Source organism: Flavobacterium sp. MDT1-60, assembly GCF_014844035.1.
Classification (GTDB): domain Bacteria; phylum Bacteroidota; class Bacteroidia; order Flavobacteriales; family Flavobacteriaceae; genus Flavobacterium.
Genome location: NZ_CP062159.1, coordinates 660,436 through 685,271, shown reverse-complemented (window position 1 = coordinate 685,271; position 24,836 = coordinate 660,436). Strand labels below are relative to the sequence as shown.

At 38.2% G+C, this 24,836-nt stretch carries 2 protein-coding genes; both read right to left on the bottom strand.

Annotation, left to right across the window (positions count from 1 at the left end; genetic code table 11):
• Nucleotides 1-5: 5 nt before the first annotated feature.
• Nucleotides 6-1,079 (bottom strand): T9SS type B sorting domain-containing protein, encoded by a 1,074-nt coding sequence (locus IHE43_RS02775; protein WP_192186573.1) that lies wholly within the window; start codon nt 1,077-1,079, stop codon nt 6-8.
• The gene (locus IHE43_RS02770) at nt 1,055-24,802 is read right to left on the bottom strand and encodes a hypothetical protein (RefSeq protein WP_192186572.1); all 23,748 of its coding nucleotides are present in this window, start codon (nt 24,800-24,802) and stop codon (nt 1,055-1,057) included. Before IHE43_RS02770 ends, IHE43_RS02775 begins: the two co-directional genes overlap by 25 nt.
• Nucleotides 24,803-24,836: the final 34 nt, after the last annotated feature.

The following is a 24,836-nucleotide window of genomic DNA, read 5'->3' as shown; positions in this document are numbered from 1 at the left end:
TTTTGTTATCTGTATAAAGTGAAATGTCCAACAAACTCTCTTGCATCTTTCTCGTCATTTAGTTTAAGAACATACCAGTAATCACCCGAAGGTAAGTCTTCACTATTGTATCTTCCATCCCATTTTTGACCATAATGATATTTAGCAATTACACGACCGTATCTGTCAAAGATTGAGAATTCAAGGTTGTTGTAAATATTCGTACAACCAGGACCCCAAGTATCATAAACACCATCTCCGTTTGGAGTAAAGTAATTGTCTAAACAAACATCAATGTAAACCATTGGCACTATAATCGTAGCCGTACAACCATTTTGATCTCTAACAATTACCTCATAATCTCCAGATTTGTAGATTTTAAAAGTATTAGAAGAAGTAAATGGCTCTCCGTTGAAACTGTATTCGTAAGCTGGAGCTCCACCTGTACCCGTAACCGAAATTACGTTCATTTCAGGTTGTCCATCAGACAGTTTAATTCCAAGTGGAGTGTATGCCTTAATCTCGAAGCTAACTGTTGGAACTTCACAACCATTTGTATGTCTGGCTGTCACATAGTGGTTACCAGGAGCAAGATTTGTAAAGATATTGCTTGGTTGGTAAGCACCTGTTCCGTCAAGTTGGTAATCAACATCTGCAAGATTTGTAATGCTTTCATCAACTGTAATAGTAACCATGTTTGCTTGTGTATTGTTAACACAATCATATGTTACTACGGCCGTTGGATTAAGAACTACCGGCAATGGCATATTGATTTGTACTGAGTTAATACATCCCGCAGCATCTTTATAATAGACTACGTGAGTACCACCAGTCAGGTTTGTGAAATCAAATATTGTCTGACCTACAGCACCTTGTATAAATGGACCTTTCTCATTATCCAGGCTTACACTATACGGTGCAGTACCACCTTTAACTTCTACACTAAATGCTCCATCTTTATCTCCAACACAAACCTCTGGAATCATAGAGTTTGGAACTTCTTTAGCTATTAATAACTCTGGTTGTGTAATTGTAAAGTCGTGTAAAATGAAACATCCATTTTCATCCTGAACAATTACCTGATAGTCACCAGGAGCCAATTTCTCAAAATTGTTACGGTATCAAATTGATTCAAGTCTGGTGAAAGTGCATATTTAATTATACCTGTACCTCCAGAAGCGATAATCTCTAACTTACCGTTATTCTCTCCAAAACAAGCCACATTTGTTACGTTAAATTGAGCAGTAACTGCTGTTGCAGGTTCTGAGATTGTTATAATTCCTGATGTAAATGTACAATCTCCACTATCTACTTTTACTCTATAAGTACCTATTGCAAGATTCTCGAATCTACCTTCAGCCTGAGCAGGAAGGATAGCTGTACCAGCACCGTTTAGTAATGTATAACTATAGTTTCCTAAACCACCCACGGCATCAGCAACAATAACTCCTGTTGACTCACCTTGACATTTTACAACCGCATTGGTTACATCTAAATCAAGTGATAGTGGTACTAATGGATCAATTTTAATCTCATTAGAAACAAATCCAACACAACCATTAGCGTCTTTTACGTAGTATTGATATTTACCTACCGGAACATCAAATGATACAGAAGAAGCAAATGATCCAATAACCGTTGCAAAATTAGCGCTTGTACTATAAGTATAAGGAGCTGTTCCGCCTGTTGCACCTAACGTAATTTGTGATAACGTCAGACAAGTTTGAGTTCTTGACACATCTAATGTTGGTTTCACTTCTGTAGGTTCGCTTATCACGACAGTTGCAGAAGTCGCTGTACAGGCAAATCCGTCAGTAACTGTTATTGTATAGGTTCCAGCGCTTAAGCCTGTAAACACTCTGCCAGCCTGAGGACCTGACACGATAACCGGTGTCGCAGAAACGATATTTAAAGTATACATATAATTACTTCCCTGACCACCTGTTGGCTGAGCTACAGTGATGATACCGTTTTTATCTCCAAAACATGATAACATTGAAGCGTTTGCAGTCGCAGTAATCACGATTGGTGTCGGAACAACTAATTGAGCAGTTGTTGTTGCAATACATCCTTTCTCATCTTTCACATTGATCGTATAGCTTCCGGCAGTTAAACCAGTAAATTCATATTTATCAGAGTAAGCAACATTTACCGGACCAACTAATTCATATTGGTAATTTGTACCCCATCCGCCTGTAGCAGATGCAGAAATCACACCGTCATTGTTACCTGTAATACAAGTAATTTCAGATTGAGATTTAGTAACCAATAATGGAGCTGTTGGCTGATTAATGGTGAACACATTCGTAACCGTACATTCCGGTCTATTAACCAACTTAGCTGTAACTGAATACTGACCAGCTCTTAAACCTGAGATTCTAACTGGACCAGCTGTTGCTGAAGTTCCAGAACTTGGTACCGGACCTGTAATAGTATACGTAAATGCTCCTGCATCATTTGTTGGATTCAATTGATTGTCAACAAACGTCAAGTCTATGCTTCCATCAGCATCTCCATAACAAACTTCGCCTTTAACTTGTGCTACTTCGATAGCGAAAGTATTAGGGTCGAATATGTAGTGGAAATCTTTTATTGTACATCCCGTTGTTGGGTTAAACACAGTAATTGCATAATTTCCTATAGCTAATCCTGAGAATAATCCAGTTGGGTTTGTTTGATTGAAAACAGTTCCGTTTGTACCAGTAAGTGTATAAACTAAAGCTGTTGGAGTTCCTCCAGTTGTAGCAACAGACACCTGAATAGTTTCATTATTGATACAAGTTATTGGAGTTACTACAGTAACATTGATATCATTCATAGTAATGAACGGTGCAATTACAATTGGAGCTGTAGAAGAACCTTCACAACCTTTACTGTCAAATACTTTTACTGAGTAAGAACCTCCAGCAAGATCAGTTTCGTTGTAAACATTAGAAGCGCTGCTTTGAACAACAGTTCCGTTTTTACTGAACACATATAGAACGTAAGGATTTGTTCCTCCAGTTACAGAATTAACTGTAATACTTGCAAAGCTTGTAGTATTTGTACCTGCAGTACATCCGAAAGGTGTAATTGTTGGTGCATTAACTACAATTGGAGTTGGTTGTGTAATTCTGGTATCTACCTGAGCATTACAACCTCTTCCTGAAGTTACTCTAACTGTATAATCTCCCGGTAATAAATTATCAAATACATTACTATCCTGAGGACCTACGCTAACGGGTACGTTACCAATAGCTGTACCTGTTAAAGTATATCTGTAAATTGGATTATCATTTACACCAGGTGCATTTGGAGCCAGGTTAACGATGATTCTACCATTAGAACCTCCATTACATGTTACATCTGTTTTGTTTAAAGCTAAACCAGTAATCTTAGTAGCTTCTGACAATTCAACAATCACTGTGTCTCTACATCCTGTAGTTAAATCTGTAACTACAACTGTATGAGAACCAGCTGAAACATTGTTGAATGTAGCTGTAGCACCAGTTACCGGAACATAAGCACCTGAGCTATATCTGTAATTTCCTGAACCTCCAGTAGCTTTTGCAACAATTCTACCATCAGGAGCATCACAACTTGGTAATGCCTGAATGTCTAATTGTAAATCAAGAGCGCCATCGATTACAACAGCACCTGTTACAGTAACTGTACATCCGTTACCATCTTTTACGGTAACATCGTAAGATCCGGATGAATTCACCTGGAAGCTAGGGCTAGATTGGAAACCAGTTCCTATACTATACTCTAATGGAGCTTTACCAGTTGCTGACACTACAATCTCATAAGTTCCTGTCGCATTCGGACATTGGCTGGTAACATTTGCAGTTACAGCACTTGGAAGTGCATCAGTTAAAATGTTTTGAGTTTTTACTAACGTAGTACATCCATTAAAATCTTTCACATAAACATCCCAAGCTAATCTTGTTCCGTTGTTTGTATCTACTACTATTTTATTATCAGTACTGAACGTTGTTGGAGCTACTGCTCCACTAACTACAGCAGCGTAGCTGTAAGCAGGAGTTCCGCCTGTAGCAGTTACTGTAATAGTAGCATTTTTCTCGTTACAAGTAATATTAGTAGCAGTCATTGTAAAGTTCAGAGCTGCAGCTGGTTGATTAACTAAGAAGTTAGCAACATTATCTGTACAACCTGAAGTATTATCAGTAACTGTGAATGTATAATTCGCAGCAGTTAATCCTGTGTAAGTCACAACATCACCTGTTTTAGTAAATGTTCCGTTATTAGGAGACAATGCAAATGTATAATTAGCCGGAGTAATATAATTACTTACTGTAAAGGCAATCGAACCTGTTGTTCCTCCGTTACAAGCAACATCACTTAACAATTGAGCATCAACACTTACTTCACTTGCTTTTTTAACATCAATTGAATTTAATGTGCTACAACCATTAGCATCCGTAACTTTTATTACATATGTTGCTGGCAATAGATTAGCAAAACTTCCTACTGTGTTTGAAGTAGCTGAAGCAATTGGCTCAATAATAGCATAAGTGTATCCTGCTTCACCTCCAGTAATATTTGATACCGTTACTGTTGCAGTTCCAGCCACATTATTACAATAAATTGGCGTAGCGCTAAGATCGAAATGCGTTGGCGGATTGTATACCGGAACATTTGCAGTTCCTGTAGCTCTACAGCCATTAATATCAACTATAACATAACTTACAGTAGTTGCAGTATTCATAGTATGTGTTGGAGAAGTTCCAAAAGTCACACCGTTGTCAAAACTGTAACTGTATGGTCCTGTGCCATCATGAGCCGTTAATGTAACTACTGCATCTTTTGCTGTATTTGAAGGATCACAACCAAATGGTGAAATCACATGAGTCACTGTTAAAACAGTTGGTTCTGTAATTGCAACCGGAGCAGCTGCTACCGATACGCATTTTTTAGCATCCTGAACAGTTATTGTATATGTACCTGCTTTTAATCCTGTGAAAAGATTAGAAGCTTGATATGGCCATGTCGTTGTTCCATCAGTCATACTGTATTCATATGGAGCAACTCCATCTTTAGCTGTTACTGTGATACTTCCGTTTGAGTCTCCTTTACAACGAGCGTTAACAGTAGCAACTGTAAACGTTGGGTCTGTTTTTGGTGTGACTACAACAGGTACAGAAATTGTTGAACATTGGGCATCTTTTACTCTGAAAGTATATGTACCCGGAGTAGATGTCACAAATGGTAAAGCTGTAACAGCATTAAAAGTTCCACTATTATTAAGGTCGTATTCGAAAGAATATGTTCCTGCGCCTGTTCCCTGCGAAGCGGTCAATGTAATTGTTGCAGTGCTTGTTGTACAATTCAAATCTTGTGTAAGAGTTGCATCTATCAACAATTCTTGTCTCAATACATAAGTTGCTTTTGCTACACAACCATTACCATCTTTAATAAAGAATTCGTAAGATCCTGGTGCATTTAATGTAAAGTTTGGACTTAGATAATAACCATTTCCAATACTGTACATTGGTGGATTAACTATATCTCCATCAGTAGTTCCAGAAATAGTAATTGGAACCGGACCACCAGTATAGCAATATACATTTGCATTTACATTAATTGTTGGTGCATCATCTTTTGTAATTGGAACAGTAATCATAGCAGAACAAATCAAATTTGCATCCATTACATAAACATCCCAATTTGGTGTAGCAGGATCTAAAATTGCTGTGTCATCAGTACTATAATCTGATGCAATTGGAGTTGTTCCAGATGCAACAAAAGCGTACTTATAAACTGGACTTCCACCAACTGCTTTTACAGTAACAATCGCACCGAAGTAGCAATTTGCTGCTGTCTTAGATACAACTGAAAGGCCTAAAGCAGCAGGCTGCTCCACTTTTACATCTGCTGAATTAACACAACCTGTAATAGCATCCACAACATTAAGTGTATACGGTCCTGCAGGTAGATTCGTAATCGTAACTACATCTGCAACCTGAGTAAGCGTACCTACATTAGGGCTTAAAGTAGCAGTATATCCACCAGCTTTGTTTTCTACTTTGAATTTGATCGAACCATCGACACCACCGTTACAAGACACATTTTTAACCAATGAACCTGAAACCGTAATGTTAGTTACCGGAACCACTGTATGTGACTCTGAATAAGTACATCCGTTTCCATCTGTAATTTGGAATACATAAGTACCCGGAGCCAGGTTTGCAAATGTTGTAGACGTTTGTTTCACTCTTACAATTGGAGATAAAATCTCGTATTGTACTGGGTTTGTTCCACCTGCATGAGCTGTAATCTCAACTGTAGCATCTGCCAGACAGGTATCAGCAACTGAAGTTACAATTGTCAAATCTGTCGGAGGTACCAAAGCAGGTACATTAACACCATTAGTCAAAGTGAAAATACAACCGTTTTTATCTTTTACATAGGCAGTCATCGTAACTCCTGCGTAGGTTTCAAATGTATTGTCTGATGAATAATTTGTTCCATCAAAACTATATTCGTATGGAGTTGTTCCGCCTGCACCAACAACCGTTACAACTGCTTGTGATGGCGCATTTCCTGCAGTACACAATAATGGTGTTGTAATTGATGATGTTGCTGATAATGCTGAAGGCTGTGTAATTGTTACAGTTATTGGAAGAGATACACATTGCTTAGCATCTTTAACGATAACATTATAAACTCCCTGAGTTAAATTACTGAAAGTATTTCCTGTTACGAAACCAGCACCGTTTACATTATACGTGTAAGGAGCAATTCCGCCTGCCGGAGTCAATACGAAACTTCCATTATTTCCTCCAAAACAACTTACATTAACCTGAGTGAATGCTGCTGTTGGAGTTGTTTTAGGAGTTACCACGATAACATTTGATACCGCCTCACAATTTTGTGAATCTGTTACTCTGAAACTGTATGTTCCGTCAACAGTAGGTTTGTATGCAGGAGTAAGGATAGTCGTGTAAGTTGTTCCGTCATAAACTTCATACTTCGTGTAAGTTCCTGTTCCTCCACTTGGAACCAAAGTGATATCAGCATCTAAAGCACAGGTTAAATCCTGAACTAAATTAGCCTGTAAAGTCAATTGTGGTTTTACTTCGTAAGAAACTGATGCAATACATCCGTTTCCGTCCTTAATTCTAAACACATAAGTTCCCGGAGCACTAATTGTAAAGTCACGTGAAGCCTGGAAAGCACCACCGTTTACACTGTAAGTCGCAGCTGGCACAACATCTGGATCCGGAGTTCCTGTAACCGTAACGGTAACCGGAGTTCCTGTAAAACAAATTAAGGCCGGAGCTGTAATGGTTGGATCAACATCTCTTTCAATTGGGATTGCAAGCGGTGTACCGATAACACAGTTGTTAGCATCTCTCACATAAACTTTCCAGCTTGTAGTGGTTGCTGGGTTTAATTCGGCTTCGTTTGAAGCTGTATAAGTTCCAGGTCCTGCAGCACTTGCCGGTACAAATGAGTACTCATAAGGAGCAGTTCCACCTGAAGCTGTTACACTTACTTTAGCACCAAAATCACAATTTGCATTTACATTACTAGCTAATGCCAATGCTAACGCAGCAGGTTCTGTAACTGCGATAGAAGCAGTACTTGGACAGCCTGTAGCTGTATCGGTAACTTGTAATGTATAGTTTCCTGCCACTAAACCTGAAGCCGTAACTACATTTCCTGTTGTTGAAAGCGTTCCTGTTCCTGCAGTCAATACAGCAGTAAATGCTCCTGTATTGTTTGCCACTGTAAATTTCAATGATCCGTTAGAACCACCGTTGCAAGAAACATTCGCAATCACTGCAGCAGATACTGTAATATTAGTTACCGGAGTCACTGTATGAGACTCTGAATACGTACATCCGTTTCCATCTGTAATCTGGAATACATAAGTATCTGGAGCCAGGTTTGCAAATGTTGTAGACGTTTGTTTCACTCTTACAATTGGAGATAAAATCTCATATTGAAGAGTTCCTGTTCCACCTACATGATTTGTAATCTCAACCGTAGCATCTGCCAGACAAGTATCAGCAATTGAAGTTACAATTGTCAAGTCTGTCGGAGGTACCAATGCAGGTACATTAACACCATTAGTCAACGTGAAAGTACAACCGTTTTTATCTTTTACATAAACAGTCATCGTAACTCCTGCAAATGTTTCAAATGTATTGTCTGATGAATAATTTGTTCCATCAAAACTATATTCATATGGAGTTGTTCCGCCTGCACCAACAACCGTTACAACTGCTTGTGATGGTGCATTTCCTGCAGTACATACTAAAGCTGTAGTAATTGATGAGGTAGCTGATAATGCTGAAGGCTCTGTAATTGTAATTGTTATAGGAACAGTAGATACACATTGCTTAGCATCTTTAACGATAACATTATAAACTCCCTGAGTTAAATTACTGAAAGTATTTCCTGTTACGAAACCAGCACCATTTACACTATAAGTATAAGGAGCAATTCCGTCAGCAGGAGTCAATACAAAACTTCCGGTATTTCCTCCAAAACAACTTACATTAACCTGAGTGAATGCTGCTGTTGGAGTTGTTTTAGGAGTTACCACGATAACATTTGATACCGCCTCACAATTTTGTGAATCTGTTACTCTGAAACTGTATGTTCCGTCAACAGTAGGTTTGTATGCAGGAGTAAGGATAGTCGTGTAAGTTGTTCCGTCATAAACTTCATACTTCGTGTAAGTTCCTGTTCCTCCACTTGGAACCAAAGTGATATCAGCATCTAAAGCACAGGTTAAATCCTGAACTAAATTAGCCTGTAAAGTCAATTGTGGTTTTACTTCGTAAGAAACTGATGCAATACATCCGTTTCCGTCCTTAATTCTAAACACATAAGTTCCCGGAGCACTAATTGTAAAGTCACGTGAAGCCTGGAAAGCACCACCGTTTACACTGTAAGTCGCAGCTGGCACAACATCTGGATCCGGAGTTCCTGTAACCGTAACGGTAACCGGAGTTCCTGTAAAACAAATTAAGGCAGGAGCCGTAATAGTTGGATCAACATCTCTTTCAATTGGAATTGCAAGCGGTGTACCGATAACACAGTTGTTAGCATCTCTCACATAAACTTTCCAGTTTGTAGTAGTTGCTGGGTTTAATTCGGCTTCGTTTGAAGCTGTATAAGTTCCAGGTCCTGCAGCACTTGCCGGTACAAATGAGTACTCATAAGGAGCAGTTCCGCCTGAAGCTGTTACACTTACTTTAGCACCAAAATCACAATTTGCGTTTACATTACTAGCTAATGCCAATGCTAACGCAGTAGGTTCTGTAACTACAATAGAAGCAGTATTGGTACAGCCTGTGGCTGTATCTGTAACCTCTAATGTATAGTTTCCTGCCACTAAACCTGAAGCCGTAACTACATTTCCTGCTGTTGTAAGCGTTCCTGTTCCTGCAGTCAATACAGCAGTAAATGCTCCTGTATTGTTTGCTACTGTAAATTTCAATGATCCGTTAGAACCACCGTTGCAAGAAACATTCGCAATCACTGCAGCAGATACCGTAATGTTAGTTACCGGAACCACTGTATGTGACTCTGAATAAGTACATCCGTTTCCATCTGTAATCTGGAATACATAAGTACCAGGAGCCAGGTTTGCAAATGTTGTAGACGTTTGTTTTGCTCTTACAATTGGAGATAAAATCTCGTATTGAATAGTTCCTGTTCCACCTACATGATTTGTAATCTCAACCGTAGCATCTGCCAGACATGTATCGGCAATTGAAGTTACAATTGTCAAATCTGTCGGAGGTACTAAAGCCGGTACATCAACACCATTGGTTAAAGTGAAAATACAACCGTTCTTATCTTTTACATAAACATCAAAAGTTTTACCAACTGTTGTCTCGTAAGTGTCATCAGTAATGTAATTAATTCCTAAGTCATAACTATATAAGTAAGGAGTTGTTCCTCCTGTTGGAACAATTGTTACAACTGCTTGTGAAGGTGTATTTCCTGCAGTACACAATAATGGTGTTGTAATTGATGATGTCGCTGCCAAAATTGCCGGCTGCGTAATTGTAACTGGCGCTGTAAGGATACATTTTTTAGCATCTCTTACAGTAACTACATAATTATTTGCAGCAATTAATCCTGTAAATTTATTTAATGGCTGGAACGCTGTAACCATAGTTGCACCTCTTTCAAGTTGATATTCATAAGGACCTACTCCTGCTGTAACATCAACATTGATTGTTCCGTCTGCACTCGCAAAACAACTTAAATTTGTTGCCGTTGGAGTAAATGCAATTGCCGGAATCGGATCTAATTTAATAGTATAAGTTGCTGTACAATTCTGAGCATCTCTTACTGTAAAAATATAAGTTCCTATAGCGCTTGTTGTAAGTACGGTTCCTGTTGGAGTTACTGCTCCACCATTTAAAGTATAAGAATAAGTATAAGTACCGTAACCGTCTTTTGGTGTAAGCGTAAATTGTGCAGCATCGCTACCAACAATACAACTTAGTTCTCTTGTTAATTTAACATCTAATAGTAATTGCGGTTTTACTTCGAAAGTAGTAGTTTTTGTACAACCTTTTCCATCTTTAATTACTAAATTATAAATTTTAGGCGTATTAAATGTAAAACTTGGTGATGTTTGGAATGTACTTCCATCAACACTATAAGTTGCACCTCCAATGATAGTCCCGTCCACTGTACCGCCTATAGTAAAAGTAAATGGAGTACCTGTATAACAAATTGTTGCTGGTGCAGCAATTGTTGGCTCTTCATATTTGTAAACCGTAACCGGCACAAATTTGATACATCCATAGTCATCTTTTGCATAGACATCATAAGTGATTCCGGCAACACTTCCCGCTCTTGTAAATGTATTACCAGGAACCCATCCGGCATCAGTTGCCTGAGGAGTAGTTGTACCAGCTGGCAATACCATATAACTATAAGGTCCTGTTCCATCTTTTGCCTGAGCAGAAATTGTCGCTAAGTTCGTACAGTCTGCAATTGAAGTCGCAGAAGCCGTAAGATCTAATAGTGCAACGGATTCATTTATTGTAAAGCTATCAGAAACTACTGAACAACCAGCAAAAGGACCTGCAATTTCTTCAACTAATATATAATAAGTACCAACTGCAAGTGGATTTAATGTTACACTAGGTGATGTTGCACCTGCTGCTAAACCAGTAACGGTTGTAGGTGCAATAATTTCAGCATTTGTAAATGCCTCACGAACTGAATAACGCAAATCTACTGAAGTACCTGGAGCCGGTGTTGTAGGATAATTATTTCTAACTGCAAAAGTTACACTTCCGTTTGCCGCATTTTTACAAGTAATATTGCTGGCAACTTCACTAACAACTTCTAACTTAGAGTTTGTTGGAATCGGATCCGGAGCGGCCTGGAAATAATAACATCCTGTATTTTCTGAGTAAACAATAAAAGTATATTTTACACCAGGTGTCAAACCAGTATAAACAGCCTGACCAGGAGATGACTCTCCTATCCATCCATCAACTCCATCCATAGTCCATATCTGAGGAGGAGTAGATCCTTTGTAAATATTGAAATGGAATGGTCCTGTACCTGCATATGCACTATTAATAGTAATTGTAGCAGAACCACCTGTTGGAGCACAAGTTGCACTAGTATTAATTGTAATTCCAAGTCCTGTTACAGGTGCAGCAATCAGAACATCTTTTATAAATTTAGAACATCCATTTCTATCAACCACTCTAACTTGATAAAAACCGAAATCTACAACTTCAAATACAACTGTAGTACCAGGAATACCATGTGCTTCTCCTGCATAACCATTAATTCCCGTAACATAGTAATCGTAAGGTCCAGTACCACCAGTAACAGATTGAATGATGATCTCACCTTTCGATACACCACCTGTACTTGCGTCACAACGCATATCAGTCTTATCTGTAATAACAACCAGATCGCCTGGCTCTGTAATAGAAATATTCTCTATATCTGTACATCCTTTTGCATCGGTTACTGTAACAGTATATGCTCCGGCTCTTAAGCCTGAAGTCTGTGTTCCATAATTAATTCCTAAGGTATTGTTATTAACATTAATTACAAATGGGGCTAAACCTTTAGTAGCGTCAACTACAACATTTAAAGAAGCAGAAGAATCACCATTACAAGAAATTAAAGTACCAGGAGTTACTGTAACATCCGGATTAACAGGCACTGTAGTTTTTACTGCAACTGTCGTTGTAGCTGTACAATTTTTAGTATCTGTTACCGTAAAAATAAAGTCTGCTGCTGCACTTGTTGTAAAGACGTTTCCAGCAAAAGTTCCCGCAGCAACAGGTGTACTTGTATATGTGTAAGTATAAGAACCTGAACCGCCTGAAGCATTTAATGTAATTACAGCGTCTGTAGTACCAGAACAAGTGTTGTCCTTAGTTAATTGAGCTGAAATTGTCAATTTATCATTTACTATTACCGGAACCGTAGTCATAGCAACACAACCATTAGCATCTTTTACCCATACATTATAGGTACCTGAAGCCGTTACTGCAAATGTATTTGGCGTATCAAAACCAGACGTTGGGCTATTAATACTATAAGTCAATGGAGCTTTTCCTACTCCTACAGCAGTTATGGTATAAGTTCCCACTCCTAAACATTGGTTTACAGCCGTAGCTGAAACTGTTGGAGTATTATCTTTTGCAATAGTAACATCAAGTTTTACCTGACATCCGTTAGCATCTACCACATAAGCATCCCAATCCGTAGTAACAGTCGGATCTAAATTTGCAATATTTGAAGTTGTCAACGTTCCTATTCCCGCATTATTTTGTACAAACGAATATTTGTACGATTGTGTTCCACCTACAGCCGTTACCGTCACTTTAGATGTACCTACATTACAATTTGCATTTACTGTAATATAACTTGCCGTCAATGCAGCCGCTGGCTGTTGAATTGTAACAGAACTATTTTCTGTACAACCCGTAACGTTGTCCGTAACTGCAATATTATAAGTTCCTGCAGGTTGATTTGTTAAGTTAACTACTCCGGAAGTTTGTGCTGTAACAGCAGTTCCTCCATTTATAGTATAACTGTATGTTCCTGTAAATCCAGAAATGGTAAACACAGCATTACCTGTACTGTTTCCAAAACAATTAACATGATTTGTTACACTTGGGTTAATTGCAATTTTTACTACTGGTTTAACAGTAACCGATTTCGTGTCATAACAACCATTTGCATCAGTAACTCTAAATACATAATCACCAGGAGTTAATCCCGCAAATGAATTTCCTGCTTGTTTGGCTCTGATGATTGGAGATGGTGCAATAGTTTCGTATTGCAAAGTTCCAACTCCTGTTCCCCCTGTTACATTAACCTGAACTGTGCTCGTTACAAGCAAACAGGTAACGGCGCTAGGAACAATACTTGAAATTACCGGAGGATTTAACGGAGCAAGTGTAACTGATCCGTTGAAAATACATCCGTTTTTATCTTTGACAGAGTAAGCAATATTCTGAGATACTCCCGTATCGCTTACTGTTAATGTATTTGTAGATGAATATCCACCACCCTGGAAGCTATATTCGTATGGCGCTGTTCCTGTTGTTGGAGGCGCAATAGTTAAAACCTTAGATTCCTTAGCATTTGTAGAACTACATGTAAATGCCGGAGCACTTGCTGTAGTAGTTAATACTGAAGGCTGAGTGATAGTAACACCAATGCTGCCTGTACAGCCTTTACTGTCTTTAACATAGAAGGTATGAGCTCCAGGTGTTAATCCAGTGAAAGTATTTGCTGCCGCAAATCCTGTTGTTGCATTATTACTATAAGTATATCCTCCTGAACCTCCGGCTCCTTGTAATTTTACTGAACCGTTTGCGGCTCCGTTACAAGTTACATCAACCTGAGTGGCCGTAACTGTTGGATTTGTAATTGCCCCAACTGTTGCTGAAACAATTACTTTACAACCCGGAGTATTCGAATCTGAAATTTCAAAATTATAAGTTCCCGAAGCTGTCGCAGGATAAACAAACTGAGTTCCTGTAACGGCAACACTTGAACCATAACCTGATCCTGAATCTACTTTATAAGTATATCCAGATTTTCCGCCTGCAATATCAACCGTGATTTGTGCAGATGGAGATGTTGTACAATCTAATTCCTTAGTCACATTTGCAACTGCAGTCAATTGTGGGTAAACCGTAATTGGTGTAGCTGAAGCTGTACACATATTGGCATCTCTTACCCAAACTGTATAAGGTGTAGTCGAAGCCGGAACATTGAAAACATTATTTGATGTAAATGATCCTGTAGGACCACTGATTCCGTAAGTCAACGCACCAAAACCTCCTGAACCTGTTGCAGTAATAGTAAATCCGCTTCCAGAAGCTGTACATTGGTTACTTAAAACCGCAGTAACTGTTGGAATTGGATCTGCTGCAATTGATCTTACAACTGAATCTGTACATCCATTGGCGTCCATTATATAAACAACCCAGTTCATGTCAGCTCCGCTGTTAGTATCAACTGTTAGTTTATCGCTTGTTCCGTAATCTGAAGCTATAGGGGCAACTGTTGGAGTTCCTTGCTTAACAACAGCATATTTGTAGCTTGTTGTACCGCCTGTTCCAACTACCGTAATCACTGCATTGTCATTATTACAGTTGATGTTCGTAGCTGTTGCCGTAACATCTAAAGCCAAAGCAGGCTCACCGATAGTAATACTTGCCGTATTGCTACAACCTGTAGCGGTATCAGTTACTGATACTGTATATGTTCCAGCGGCAACATTAGCCAATGTTAAGGTATTACCTGATTTTGTAAGTGTACCTGTTCCTAAAGTACCTGCTGTTAATGTAAATGTATAGTTTCCAACTGTAGCATTTCCTGAAACTGTAAATGTTCCGTTTCCTGTTGAAGTACCTTTACATTTTGCATCGTTGTTTTTATTTCCTGCAATCGCAATCGGAGTAACCGATTTAACCGTAACAGATTTCGTGTCATAACAACCATTTGCATCAGTAACTCTAAATACATAATCACCAGGAGTTAATCCCGCAAATGAATTTCCTGCTTGTTTGGCTCTGATGATTGGAGATGGTGCAATAGTTTCGTATTGCAAAGTTCCAACTCCTGTTCCCCCTGTTACATTAACCTGAACTGTGCTCGTTACAAGCAAACAGGTAACGGCGCTAGGAACAATACTTGAAATTACCGGAGGATTTAACGGAGCAAGTGTAACTGATCCGTTGAAAATACATCCGTTTTTATCTTTGACAGAGTAAGCAATATTCTGAGATACTCCCGTATCGCTTACTGTTAATGTATTTGTAGATGAATATCCACCACCCTGGAAGCTATATTCGTATGGCGCTGTTCCTGTTGTTGGAGGCGCAATAGTTAAAACCTTAGATTCCTTAGCATTTGTAGAACTACATGTAAATGCCGGAGCACTTGCTGTAGTAGTTAATACTGAAGGCTGAGTGATAGTAACACCAATGCTGCCTGTACAGCCTTTACTGTCTTTAACATAGAAGGTATGAGCTCCAGGTGTTAATCCAGTGAAAGTATTTGCTGCCGCAAATCCTGTTGTTGCATTATTACTATAAGTATATCCTCCTGAACCTCCGGCTCCTTGTAATTTTACTGAACCGTTTGCGGCTCCGTTACAAGTTACATCAACCTGAGTGGCCGTAACTGTTGGATTTGTAATTGCCCCAACTGTTGCTGAAACAATTACTTTACAACCCGGAGTATTCGAATCTGAAATTTCAAAATTATAAGTTCCCGAAGCTGTCGCAGGATAAACAAACTGAGTTCCTGTAACGGCAACACTTGAACCATAACCTGATCCTGAATCTACTTTATAAGTATATCCAGATTTTCCGCCTGCAATATCAACCGTGATTTGTGCAGATGGAGATGTTGTACAATCTAATTCCTTAGTCACATTTGCAACTGCAGTCAATTGTGGGTAAACCGTAATTGGTGTAGCTGAAGCTGTACACATATTGGCATCTCTTACCCAAACTGTATAAGGTGTAGTCGAAGCCGGAACATTGAAAACATTATTTGATGTAAATGATCCTGTAGGACCACTGATTCCGTAAGTCAACGCACCAAAACCTCCTGAACCTGTTGCAGTAATAGTAAATCCGCTTCCAGAAGCTGTACATTGGTTACTTAAAACCGCAGTAACTGTTGGAATTGGATCTGCTGCAATTGATCTTACAACTGAATCTGTACATCCATTGGCGTCCATTATATAAACAACCCAGTTCATGTCAGCTCCGCTGTTAGTATCAACTGTTAGTTTATCGCTTGTTCCGTAATCTGAAGCTATAGGGGCAACTGTTGGAGTTCCTTGCTTAACAACAGCATATTTGTAGCTTGTTGTACCGCCTGTTCCAACTACCGTAATCACTGCATTGTCATTATTACAGTTGATGTTCGTAGCTGTTGCCGTAACATCTAAAGCCAAAGCAGGCTCACCGATAGTAATACTTGCCGTATTGCTACAACCTGTAGCGGTATCAGTTACTGATACTGTATATGTTCCAGCGGCAACATTAGCCAATGTTAAGGTATTACCTGATTTTGTAAGTGTACCTGTTCCTAAAGTACCTGCTGTTAATGTAAATGTATAGTTTCCAACTGTAGCATTTCCTGAAACTGTAAATGTTCCGTTTCCTGTTGAAGTACCTTTACATTTTGCATCGTTGTTTTTATTTCCTGCAATCGCAATCGGAGTAACCGATTTAACCGTAACAGATTTCGTGTCATAACAACCATTTGCATCAGTAACTCTAAATACATAATCACCAGGAGTTAATCCCGCAAATGAATTTCCTGCTTGTTTGGCTCTGATGATTGGAGATGGTGCAATAGTTTCGTATTGCAAAGTTCCAACTCCTGTTCCCCCTGTTACATTAACCTGAACTGTGCTCGTTACAAGCAAACAGGTAACGGCGCTAGGAACAATACTTGAAATTACCGGAGGATTTAATTTTGCCAATGATACTGTACCATTGAACACACATAAATTCTTATCGCGAACAGAATAGTTAATCACCTGGTCTGTTCCGTTATCATTTACTGTTAAAGTATTTACTGTTAGAGAATAACCGCCTCCGTTGAAACTGTATTCATATGGCGCTGTTCCGGTAGTCGGTAACGCAATAGTTACAATAGTTGATTGTTTTGTATTTGTAGAACTACAAGTAAATGCAGGAGCACTTGCTGTAGCGGTTAGAGTCGATGGCTGTGCAATAGTAACACCAACACTACCGATACACCCTTTACTGTCTTTAACATAGAAAGTATGAGCTCCCGGTGTTAATCCAGTGAAAGTATCTGCTGCCGCAAATCCTGTTGTTGCATTATTACTATAAGTATATCCTCCTGAACCTCCGGCTCCTTTTAGTTTCACTGAACCGTTTGCGGCTCCATTACAAGTTACATCAACCTGTGTGACAACGCTAACGGTTGGATTAGAAATAGAAAGAATTGGAGTTGTAACAACAAATGTACATGTATTCGCATCAGTAACTTTTATTAAATAAGTACCTGATGTCAAAGCAGTATAAACATTAGAAGCCATTAAAGTATAAGTAGTTCCTCCGTTAGATGAAACTTCATATTTATATGGACCATTTCCTCCATTAGCAGTAATCGTAATCGTTGCGTTTGGACTAGTAGAACAATCTAATTCTTTTACGGCTGCAGTTGCAGTCAATTGAGGGTAAACCGTTATTGGTGTAGCCGAAGCTGTACATAAGTTAGCATCTCTTACCCAAACAGTATATGGAGTTACACTTGCAGTAACATCAAATATATTACTTGTAGAGAATGCTCCTGTAGGACCATTAATTCCATATTGTAAAGTACCAACACCTCCAGTACCCGTTGCAGTAATTCTGAATTTATTTCCAGAACCTGTACATTGATTGTCTAAAGTAGCTGTAACGCTTGGTACCTGATCTTTTAAAATTTCAATTGTAACGAAATCAGTACAATTGTTCGCGTCTTTAATATAAACATCCCATTTTGTAACTGTACCATTAACTGTGTTTACAGTCATTTTAGGATCTGGTTGGAATGTTGTCGGAGCAGTTGCCCCTTGAGTTACAACAGCATAAGAATAGCTTGTTGTTCCTCCTGCACCAACAGCGGTAATAATAGTACTACCATTATTACAATTGATGTTTGGAGCTGTTGCTGTAACATCTAAGGCATTAGCTGGTTGTGTTAAACTAACAGTGTAGTCATCTTTACATTTTGTTAATATGTCGGTAACAGTTATAGTATAATCTCCAGCAGGTACTGCAGAAGTTACAGCTATAGTAGTTGTCGTTGCAGGAACTCCATTCGCTTGTTGAATAGTTGTTCCACCAGCATTTTTAATAACATAGTCGTATCCGCTAGTTTTTGCTCCGCTAACAGTAAACTGAATATTTCCTGTTGCGGCATTACATTTAATTGTTGTAGTAATTGATCCTCCAGCTACAATATCTGATGTTCCTTTTACATCATGACTTATAGTTAAAGAACAACCTGTTTGACTGTCTGTAGCTTGAAAAGTATAAAGTCCGGGTGCTAATGGTTTAAAATCTCCTGTAGTATTACTAGCAGTGTTATAACCCGCAGGCCCTGCAATAATTTGATAAGAAACATTTGCTAAGCTTCCTGCTTTTACAGCTGTAATTGTAACATGACCTCCTTGAGGAGTTGTTGAACAATCATAACCGCTATCAACTAAATTAATTGCTGTTATTGGTTGTAAAACACCAATTGTTATAGAAAATGGCCCTGCTTGACATCCATTGGCGTCTTTCACATAAGCTGTTACTGGTCCTGCAGTACTTGTAGGATAAGTATTAGTACTTGTAAAGTTGGCCGTGCCGTTAAAGCTATAAGTGTAAGCTCCTGTTCCTCCTGAACCAACAATTGTAACTACAGCAGGAGTAGTTCCTGTGGCACTACATTTAATTTGAGTAGCAGAAATAGTTCCTCCTACAACGCTTGGTTCTGTTAATGTAATAGATCCAATAGCTGATTTACAACCTTTACTGTCCATAACCTGGTATGGATAAGCAATACCTGCTTTTAATCCTGTGTATTTTACGGTATTTGTAAATCCACTATTATTAAAACTATAAGTATAACTTAAAGAACCTCCTGAAGCAGACAAAGTTACTTCTCCTGTCGATCCACCATTACAAGCAACCTGCACTGGCGTAGCATTAACGGTTGGATTCGTAAGTGCATCAACAGTTGCGGTAATTTCAACTTTACAAGACGTTGGGCTATTAGAATCTGAAATTTCGAAAGTATAAAATCCAGCACCTGGAGCAGCATAATTAAATGTATTTCCAGTAACTGGTATACTTGATCCATACAAATTAGAACCTTCTTTAACTTTATATGTAAATGCTGCCTTACCTCCTGTAATGTCAACTTTAATAGTTGCACCTGTAGTATTACAGTCTAGCGTTTTGGTTATTTGTGGCGTCGCTTTAATCTCTGTAGCAACTACAATATTAGCAACTGTTGCCGTACAACTGTTACTATCAGTTACTACAACAGTATGCGTTCCTACTCCAACATTTGTAAAAGTATTATTTGTAACACCTGGAGCACCATCTAAACTATAAGACAATGTTCCAGTTCCGGTAGCGGTAACAACAATCGTTGCTTTATCTGAATCAAAACATAAATCCGATGTAGCGGCTAAACTTGCCGTAGGCGCTGTTGGGTCATTTACAATTACAACAGTAGAAGCCCCTGATGGACAATTATTAATATCTTTTGCAACAACAGTATAACTTCCTTTAGCTATGTTTGGAAATACTGCTAAATCCTGGAATGGAACTAAAACTGTTGTACCATTGGCTGCCCTAAGTTCATATTTATATGGACTTGTTCCTCCACTAGCAACGGCAGTAATTGTTGCTTTAGCAGAACAAGTTTGAGGTGTTGTAACTGATGCCGTAACCGTTACAGGACTTCCTGCTCCAATTGTTTTGCTGAATGATTTAGAACAAGTACCTGTAGCATCACTACGTACGGTAACAGTATAATCACCTGCTATTAATCCACCTTCCGTTACAGGGGATACAGTTGAAGTTTTCCATGCTCCTCCATTTATAGAATATTGGAAACTTCCGTTAAAATTTTGGGCTGTAATAGTAATAGAACCTGTATTACCTCCGTTACATGCAACATTTTGAATGGTTGGTTCTAAAACTGTAAATGCTTTATCAGTTCCAACTTCAAAATCAAATTCTCTTGAAGACAGACAAGATTTAGGTAACTGATAAACTGAAATATCATCAATTAATAAATCATTTCCATTATATTCTAAACTTCCTGAACGAATTACAAATGTTAAATTTGTATTAGGACCCGGATTTAGAGAAATCGTTGGAATATTAATCCATTTTGTTCTATTAGGATCATTTGATGCCTCAGCAATTTTTCCGGTATCGACACGTGCTACAACAACCCCTAAAGGATTAACTAATTCAAATCGTACAATTGGAGCTGCTCCGGTCTTACCAGCATTTAATAAATTGGCAACAGCCAAATCTACTTTTACTGGCTGATTTGGAATAACATCTGCAATTGGTTTACTATACAAGATACCATAATCTCCAGCTGCGTCACCAATATTTACTAATAAATATCTTCCGTCTGCAACTGTACCGTTTGAAGTATGATCTTTAAATGGATACCATGATGTATCATTTCTCCAGAAGAAACTTGCTACAGAATATTGATTGTCCTCTACTGATCGTGTTCCACATTGATAAGGTGAATTTACTCTTTGATCATTAAAACAATATGCCGAAGCAATACCCGGACTTGTGGTTGGAAGCCCTCTACCAAAATCTTCTTTTAATAAATTACTATAAGTAGCCGCAGCTACTAAATTATATTTTACAACAATTTTATGTGGACCTGATACAATATTATTAAAAACATTATTCGTAATAGGCGTATTAGCAACACCATCCAAATAATACTCATAAGTATAATTTGTTCCACCAGTATTAGTTACTGTCGCCGAAGTTTTTCCGGTACCATCACAATTATAGACTACAGGAGCTATGTCAATTGTTGGATCTGCTGGTTTTGGATCAAGCTTAACGGTGTAAGGAATTATAAAAGTACATCCCAAATTGTCTTTTACTACTAAAGTATAACTTCCGTTCAAAACATCTTTTTCAGGAGATGCCTGCCACGTTGATCCACCATCAAAACTATATTGATAAGGAGCAGTTCCTCCGGTTACGTTTGTGATTCTTAATTTACCGCCAAGGCCTGCTAATGTACAACCCGCTAATTCAGCGACACCTCCGGAAGCTGTTAACTCTGAAGTTGGTGAAGCAATTACTTTAACCTGAACTGGATCTGTACAAGTGTTTCCAGATAAAGTATATCTAACCACTACATTATAAGTTCCTCCAGCCAAATTAGAGAAAGTTGGATTAGTACTCCATGATGCACCATTGTTAATACTATATTCTAAAGTGTATCCGTTTTGTGCTGTAACATTAATTTTGATTTCACCTTTGTCAGAATAACACTTAATATCAGTAGTGCTGATTGTATATTCTGGTTTTGGGTTTGCCGTAACCGTAATAGAATTAGTCACTTTACAGCCATTTGCATCTGAAACAATAATATTATAAATACCGCCTGCAGGTAAAGTTGCAAATGTTACCGGTATAGTTGATGTTGTTGTGTGTAAAATATAATCTGCACCATTAACAGAATAATAATATGGTGACGTTCCTCCTCCTATTGTCAATTTAATTGCACCATCCTGACAAGCTGTTAGTGCTGGCGAAAGAGATGGTGTAAGAGTAAGTTGCGAAACACTATTGATTGTAATATCCTGAGTTGCCGTACAACCATCATCCGTAATAACTTCTACGGTATAGTTACCTGCAGCTAATTGATCATACAAATATTGGTTGGGCGTAATTTTTCCAGAAGTATTTATAAGGAGCTTAGGCGTTCTTCTATAAATATTAAAAGTATATTGGGGATCGGCATCATTGGCTACAATTAATACCTTACCTAAATCGCCGTAACATAAAGGTTGAGAAGCAGTAGCAGTCATACTAAAAGCTCTCTTCCTAATTACAATATCTTTAATATTAAAAATACAAGGGTTTGTGTTTACTCCAACTTGTTTAATAAAAATGATATATGTTTTTTGAGTTACGCCTGCACCCCAGCCAGTTCCTGTAATTGGAAATACTGGACTAGATTGATAAGCTCCTGGTACTGGATTAGCAGTTTGTTCTGCAATTGCATATTGATATTGTGCAGATCCTCCGCCAACAGTAATACTTCCGGCTTTTCCACACATAATATCTTTATGTGTTTCTGTTGGGTTAAAGACATTCTTATATACATTAAAGTAAAAACGGTTAAAACATCCGCCAGTATAGTTTAATGTTAAACGGAATTGTCCAGACTGATCAGCTCTATAATCAGGTCCTTCACCAACTTTAGTCCATGTACAAGAAGTTCCTTCATTTGCACAATTCTGACTAGTCGATGCCGTACAGCTTGATTCGTTTAATTTTTCCCAAATAATAACGGAACTGTCATTAATTCCTGTTGGAATATCTTTATAATCATTAGCGCCGCACAAGAAAATATTTGGTAGTAATTTACCATTACTTGTACATTGTACGACTTGGCTAGCGTAAGCAATAACAGGATTTGTTGCAATTCCTCCAAAAGGAACAACTGTAATTTCCTCAACATAATCTGTACAAGGCTTATTTCCAATTCCGGCTACTTTATAAAGTCCGGGCTGTGTTACTGTAACAGATTGACCTGTTGCTGTAAAATTTCCTGGCCCTGTCCAACTATAGCTGGCATATCCATCAGAAGCTTTAATAACCTGGCTTGCACTACATAAAACTACGTTTTGCGTAAACTTACAATCCTTAACCCCAACTAAGAAGTTTGTAGATTGTGGTGTTCCAAGATTACAAGAAGTATAAGAAGATAAACTTGGGTCATCTGTAATTTGCGTTTTATTTATATCTCCTTTATAAGTAGCGTAAGCTGAATTTTGAATAATAGGATCGCAAGCGTCACTTAACTCATTACAAGTCGGTACAACTTTAACACTAAATCTAATTAAACTACGAACAAAAGGTGGTCCCGGAATTAAGTTCTTTTTAACTAATGCGTCAGGAATTTTGAAAAGAAGTGTTCTGGTTGCTGCATCATAAGTTACATCATTTGCAACAGTCATTCCTGCAGGCAATGAAGTAATATCACCCGGGAAATTGAAATTAATGTTTTTTGGTAAAATATCTTTAATTACAAATTCTTTGGCATCATCGTTACCTTGATTTTCAAATCCAATTACATAGTTTAATTGTTCCCCTAAGGTTACATCTTTTAAACTTGCATCTGCACCATTAGCGTCAAAAACCTGTTTAGTCAATAATACAGTTGGTTCAATAATTTCAACAGCAAAAGTTGAAAGAAAAGCACCATAACCATCACTAGAAGTTGTTAGTCTTAACGTAGCACCTTTTTCATCATTAGGAACAACACTATTAAGAGCACCTGAGCTTGATGGTGGGTTTTGTATAATAACATGATCAATATCGAATCCCATAGTATTAGTACTATTAGGAGTTCTCGAAAGGTAATGTGATCCATTATCAGAAACTGTAGCATTAAAGAAATTCCCTACAGGGTTTACATTATCATATATAACTGTCCATGCAGAACTTTTATCAGCTTTAAATTGTAAGTTATCACCTGTTTTAAGGTTATCACCTTCAAGGGCTCCAACACCAATTTTTGCATTTACAGGAAACGGTGCCGGTAAAGTTTGAAAACCGGTAACCTTATAATCTACTTGTGTTACTGCTCCGGCATCTGGGTTAACACCAACATATCCATCAAAAACAGATATAAATTTACTTGGCATTGTAGGACTTTCATAAATCACAACCAAAGACCATCCTCCTGCTCCTCCTCCATCACGTTTTCCTAATGCCGCGCGCACATTGGCAACGGCATAAACACCATCGGCATTTGCTAAACCTTGTAATGTAGTCGTTACGTTTTTATAACAAACGTATGGTGAGTCTTTAAATGAGTTTTGTACGTTTGTATAATTATAGCCATCAAAAATAACCTCATCTGCTGTTAAGTCTTGATAAGTACCACCAGGAACTTTAAGTTTAACCGTTTTCCAGCTATCAAGAGGTCTTAATGAACCATCGTATTTCTTTCCACTATCCGTACTTCTTTCATAAGGATAAATGGCAGACCAATATAAACCTGCATAAACAATCTTTTTACAACTGTTATTAATTTTTAATTCCGCCTTTGATGAACTGAAAACATCTGTTCCTGGTTCGACATTGATATATTCAACATTATAATCATTGTTGTCCCCATCAGCATTAAAAGGTGTATTTGCTTCAGCTGTTAAAGTTGCTAAATTTCTAACGGTTCCAGTAAAAGCAACTCCTGTTTGAGGCGTTCCGTTTCTGAATGTTGGAGCAGTATCCACTTTATTAATTACAGTGTTACCAATTAAAACAACATCTCCTTTAACTTTTATGTTTCCACCAGTAAGTCGCGGAGCAAAAGCTTTTCCGATCTGAGCATTTACCGAAGTAAAACTTAAAAATAAGAACAGAACAAGCATCGCATAATGCGATACTTTCTTTCTATTTAAAGTTGCCATTTTTTCCAGATCAAAATCAGAAAAATTGCGCTTTAAATCCTCCAACTGGCCTTTGGCATACGAACCTAAATTCGAACCAAACGTAATGACAGTTTTTACACTTTTAAAGATAGTAGGTTTTTTCATGGTCTTCGTTTTGTTTTTGGCTTCTGCCTATTTC

What these genes read in the sequence shown, in the direction of transcription:
- IHE43_RS02770 (WP_192186572.1), bottom strand. Translation starts at nt 24,802, where the DNA reads ATGAAAAAACCTACTATCTTTAAAAGTGTAAAAACTGTCATTACGTTT.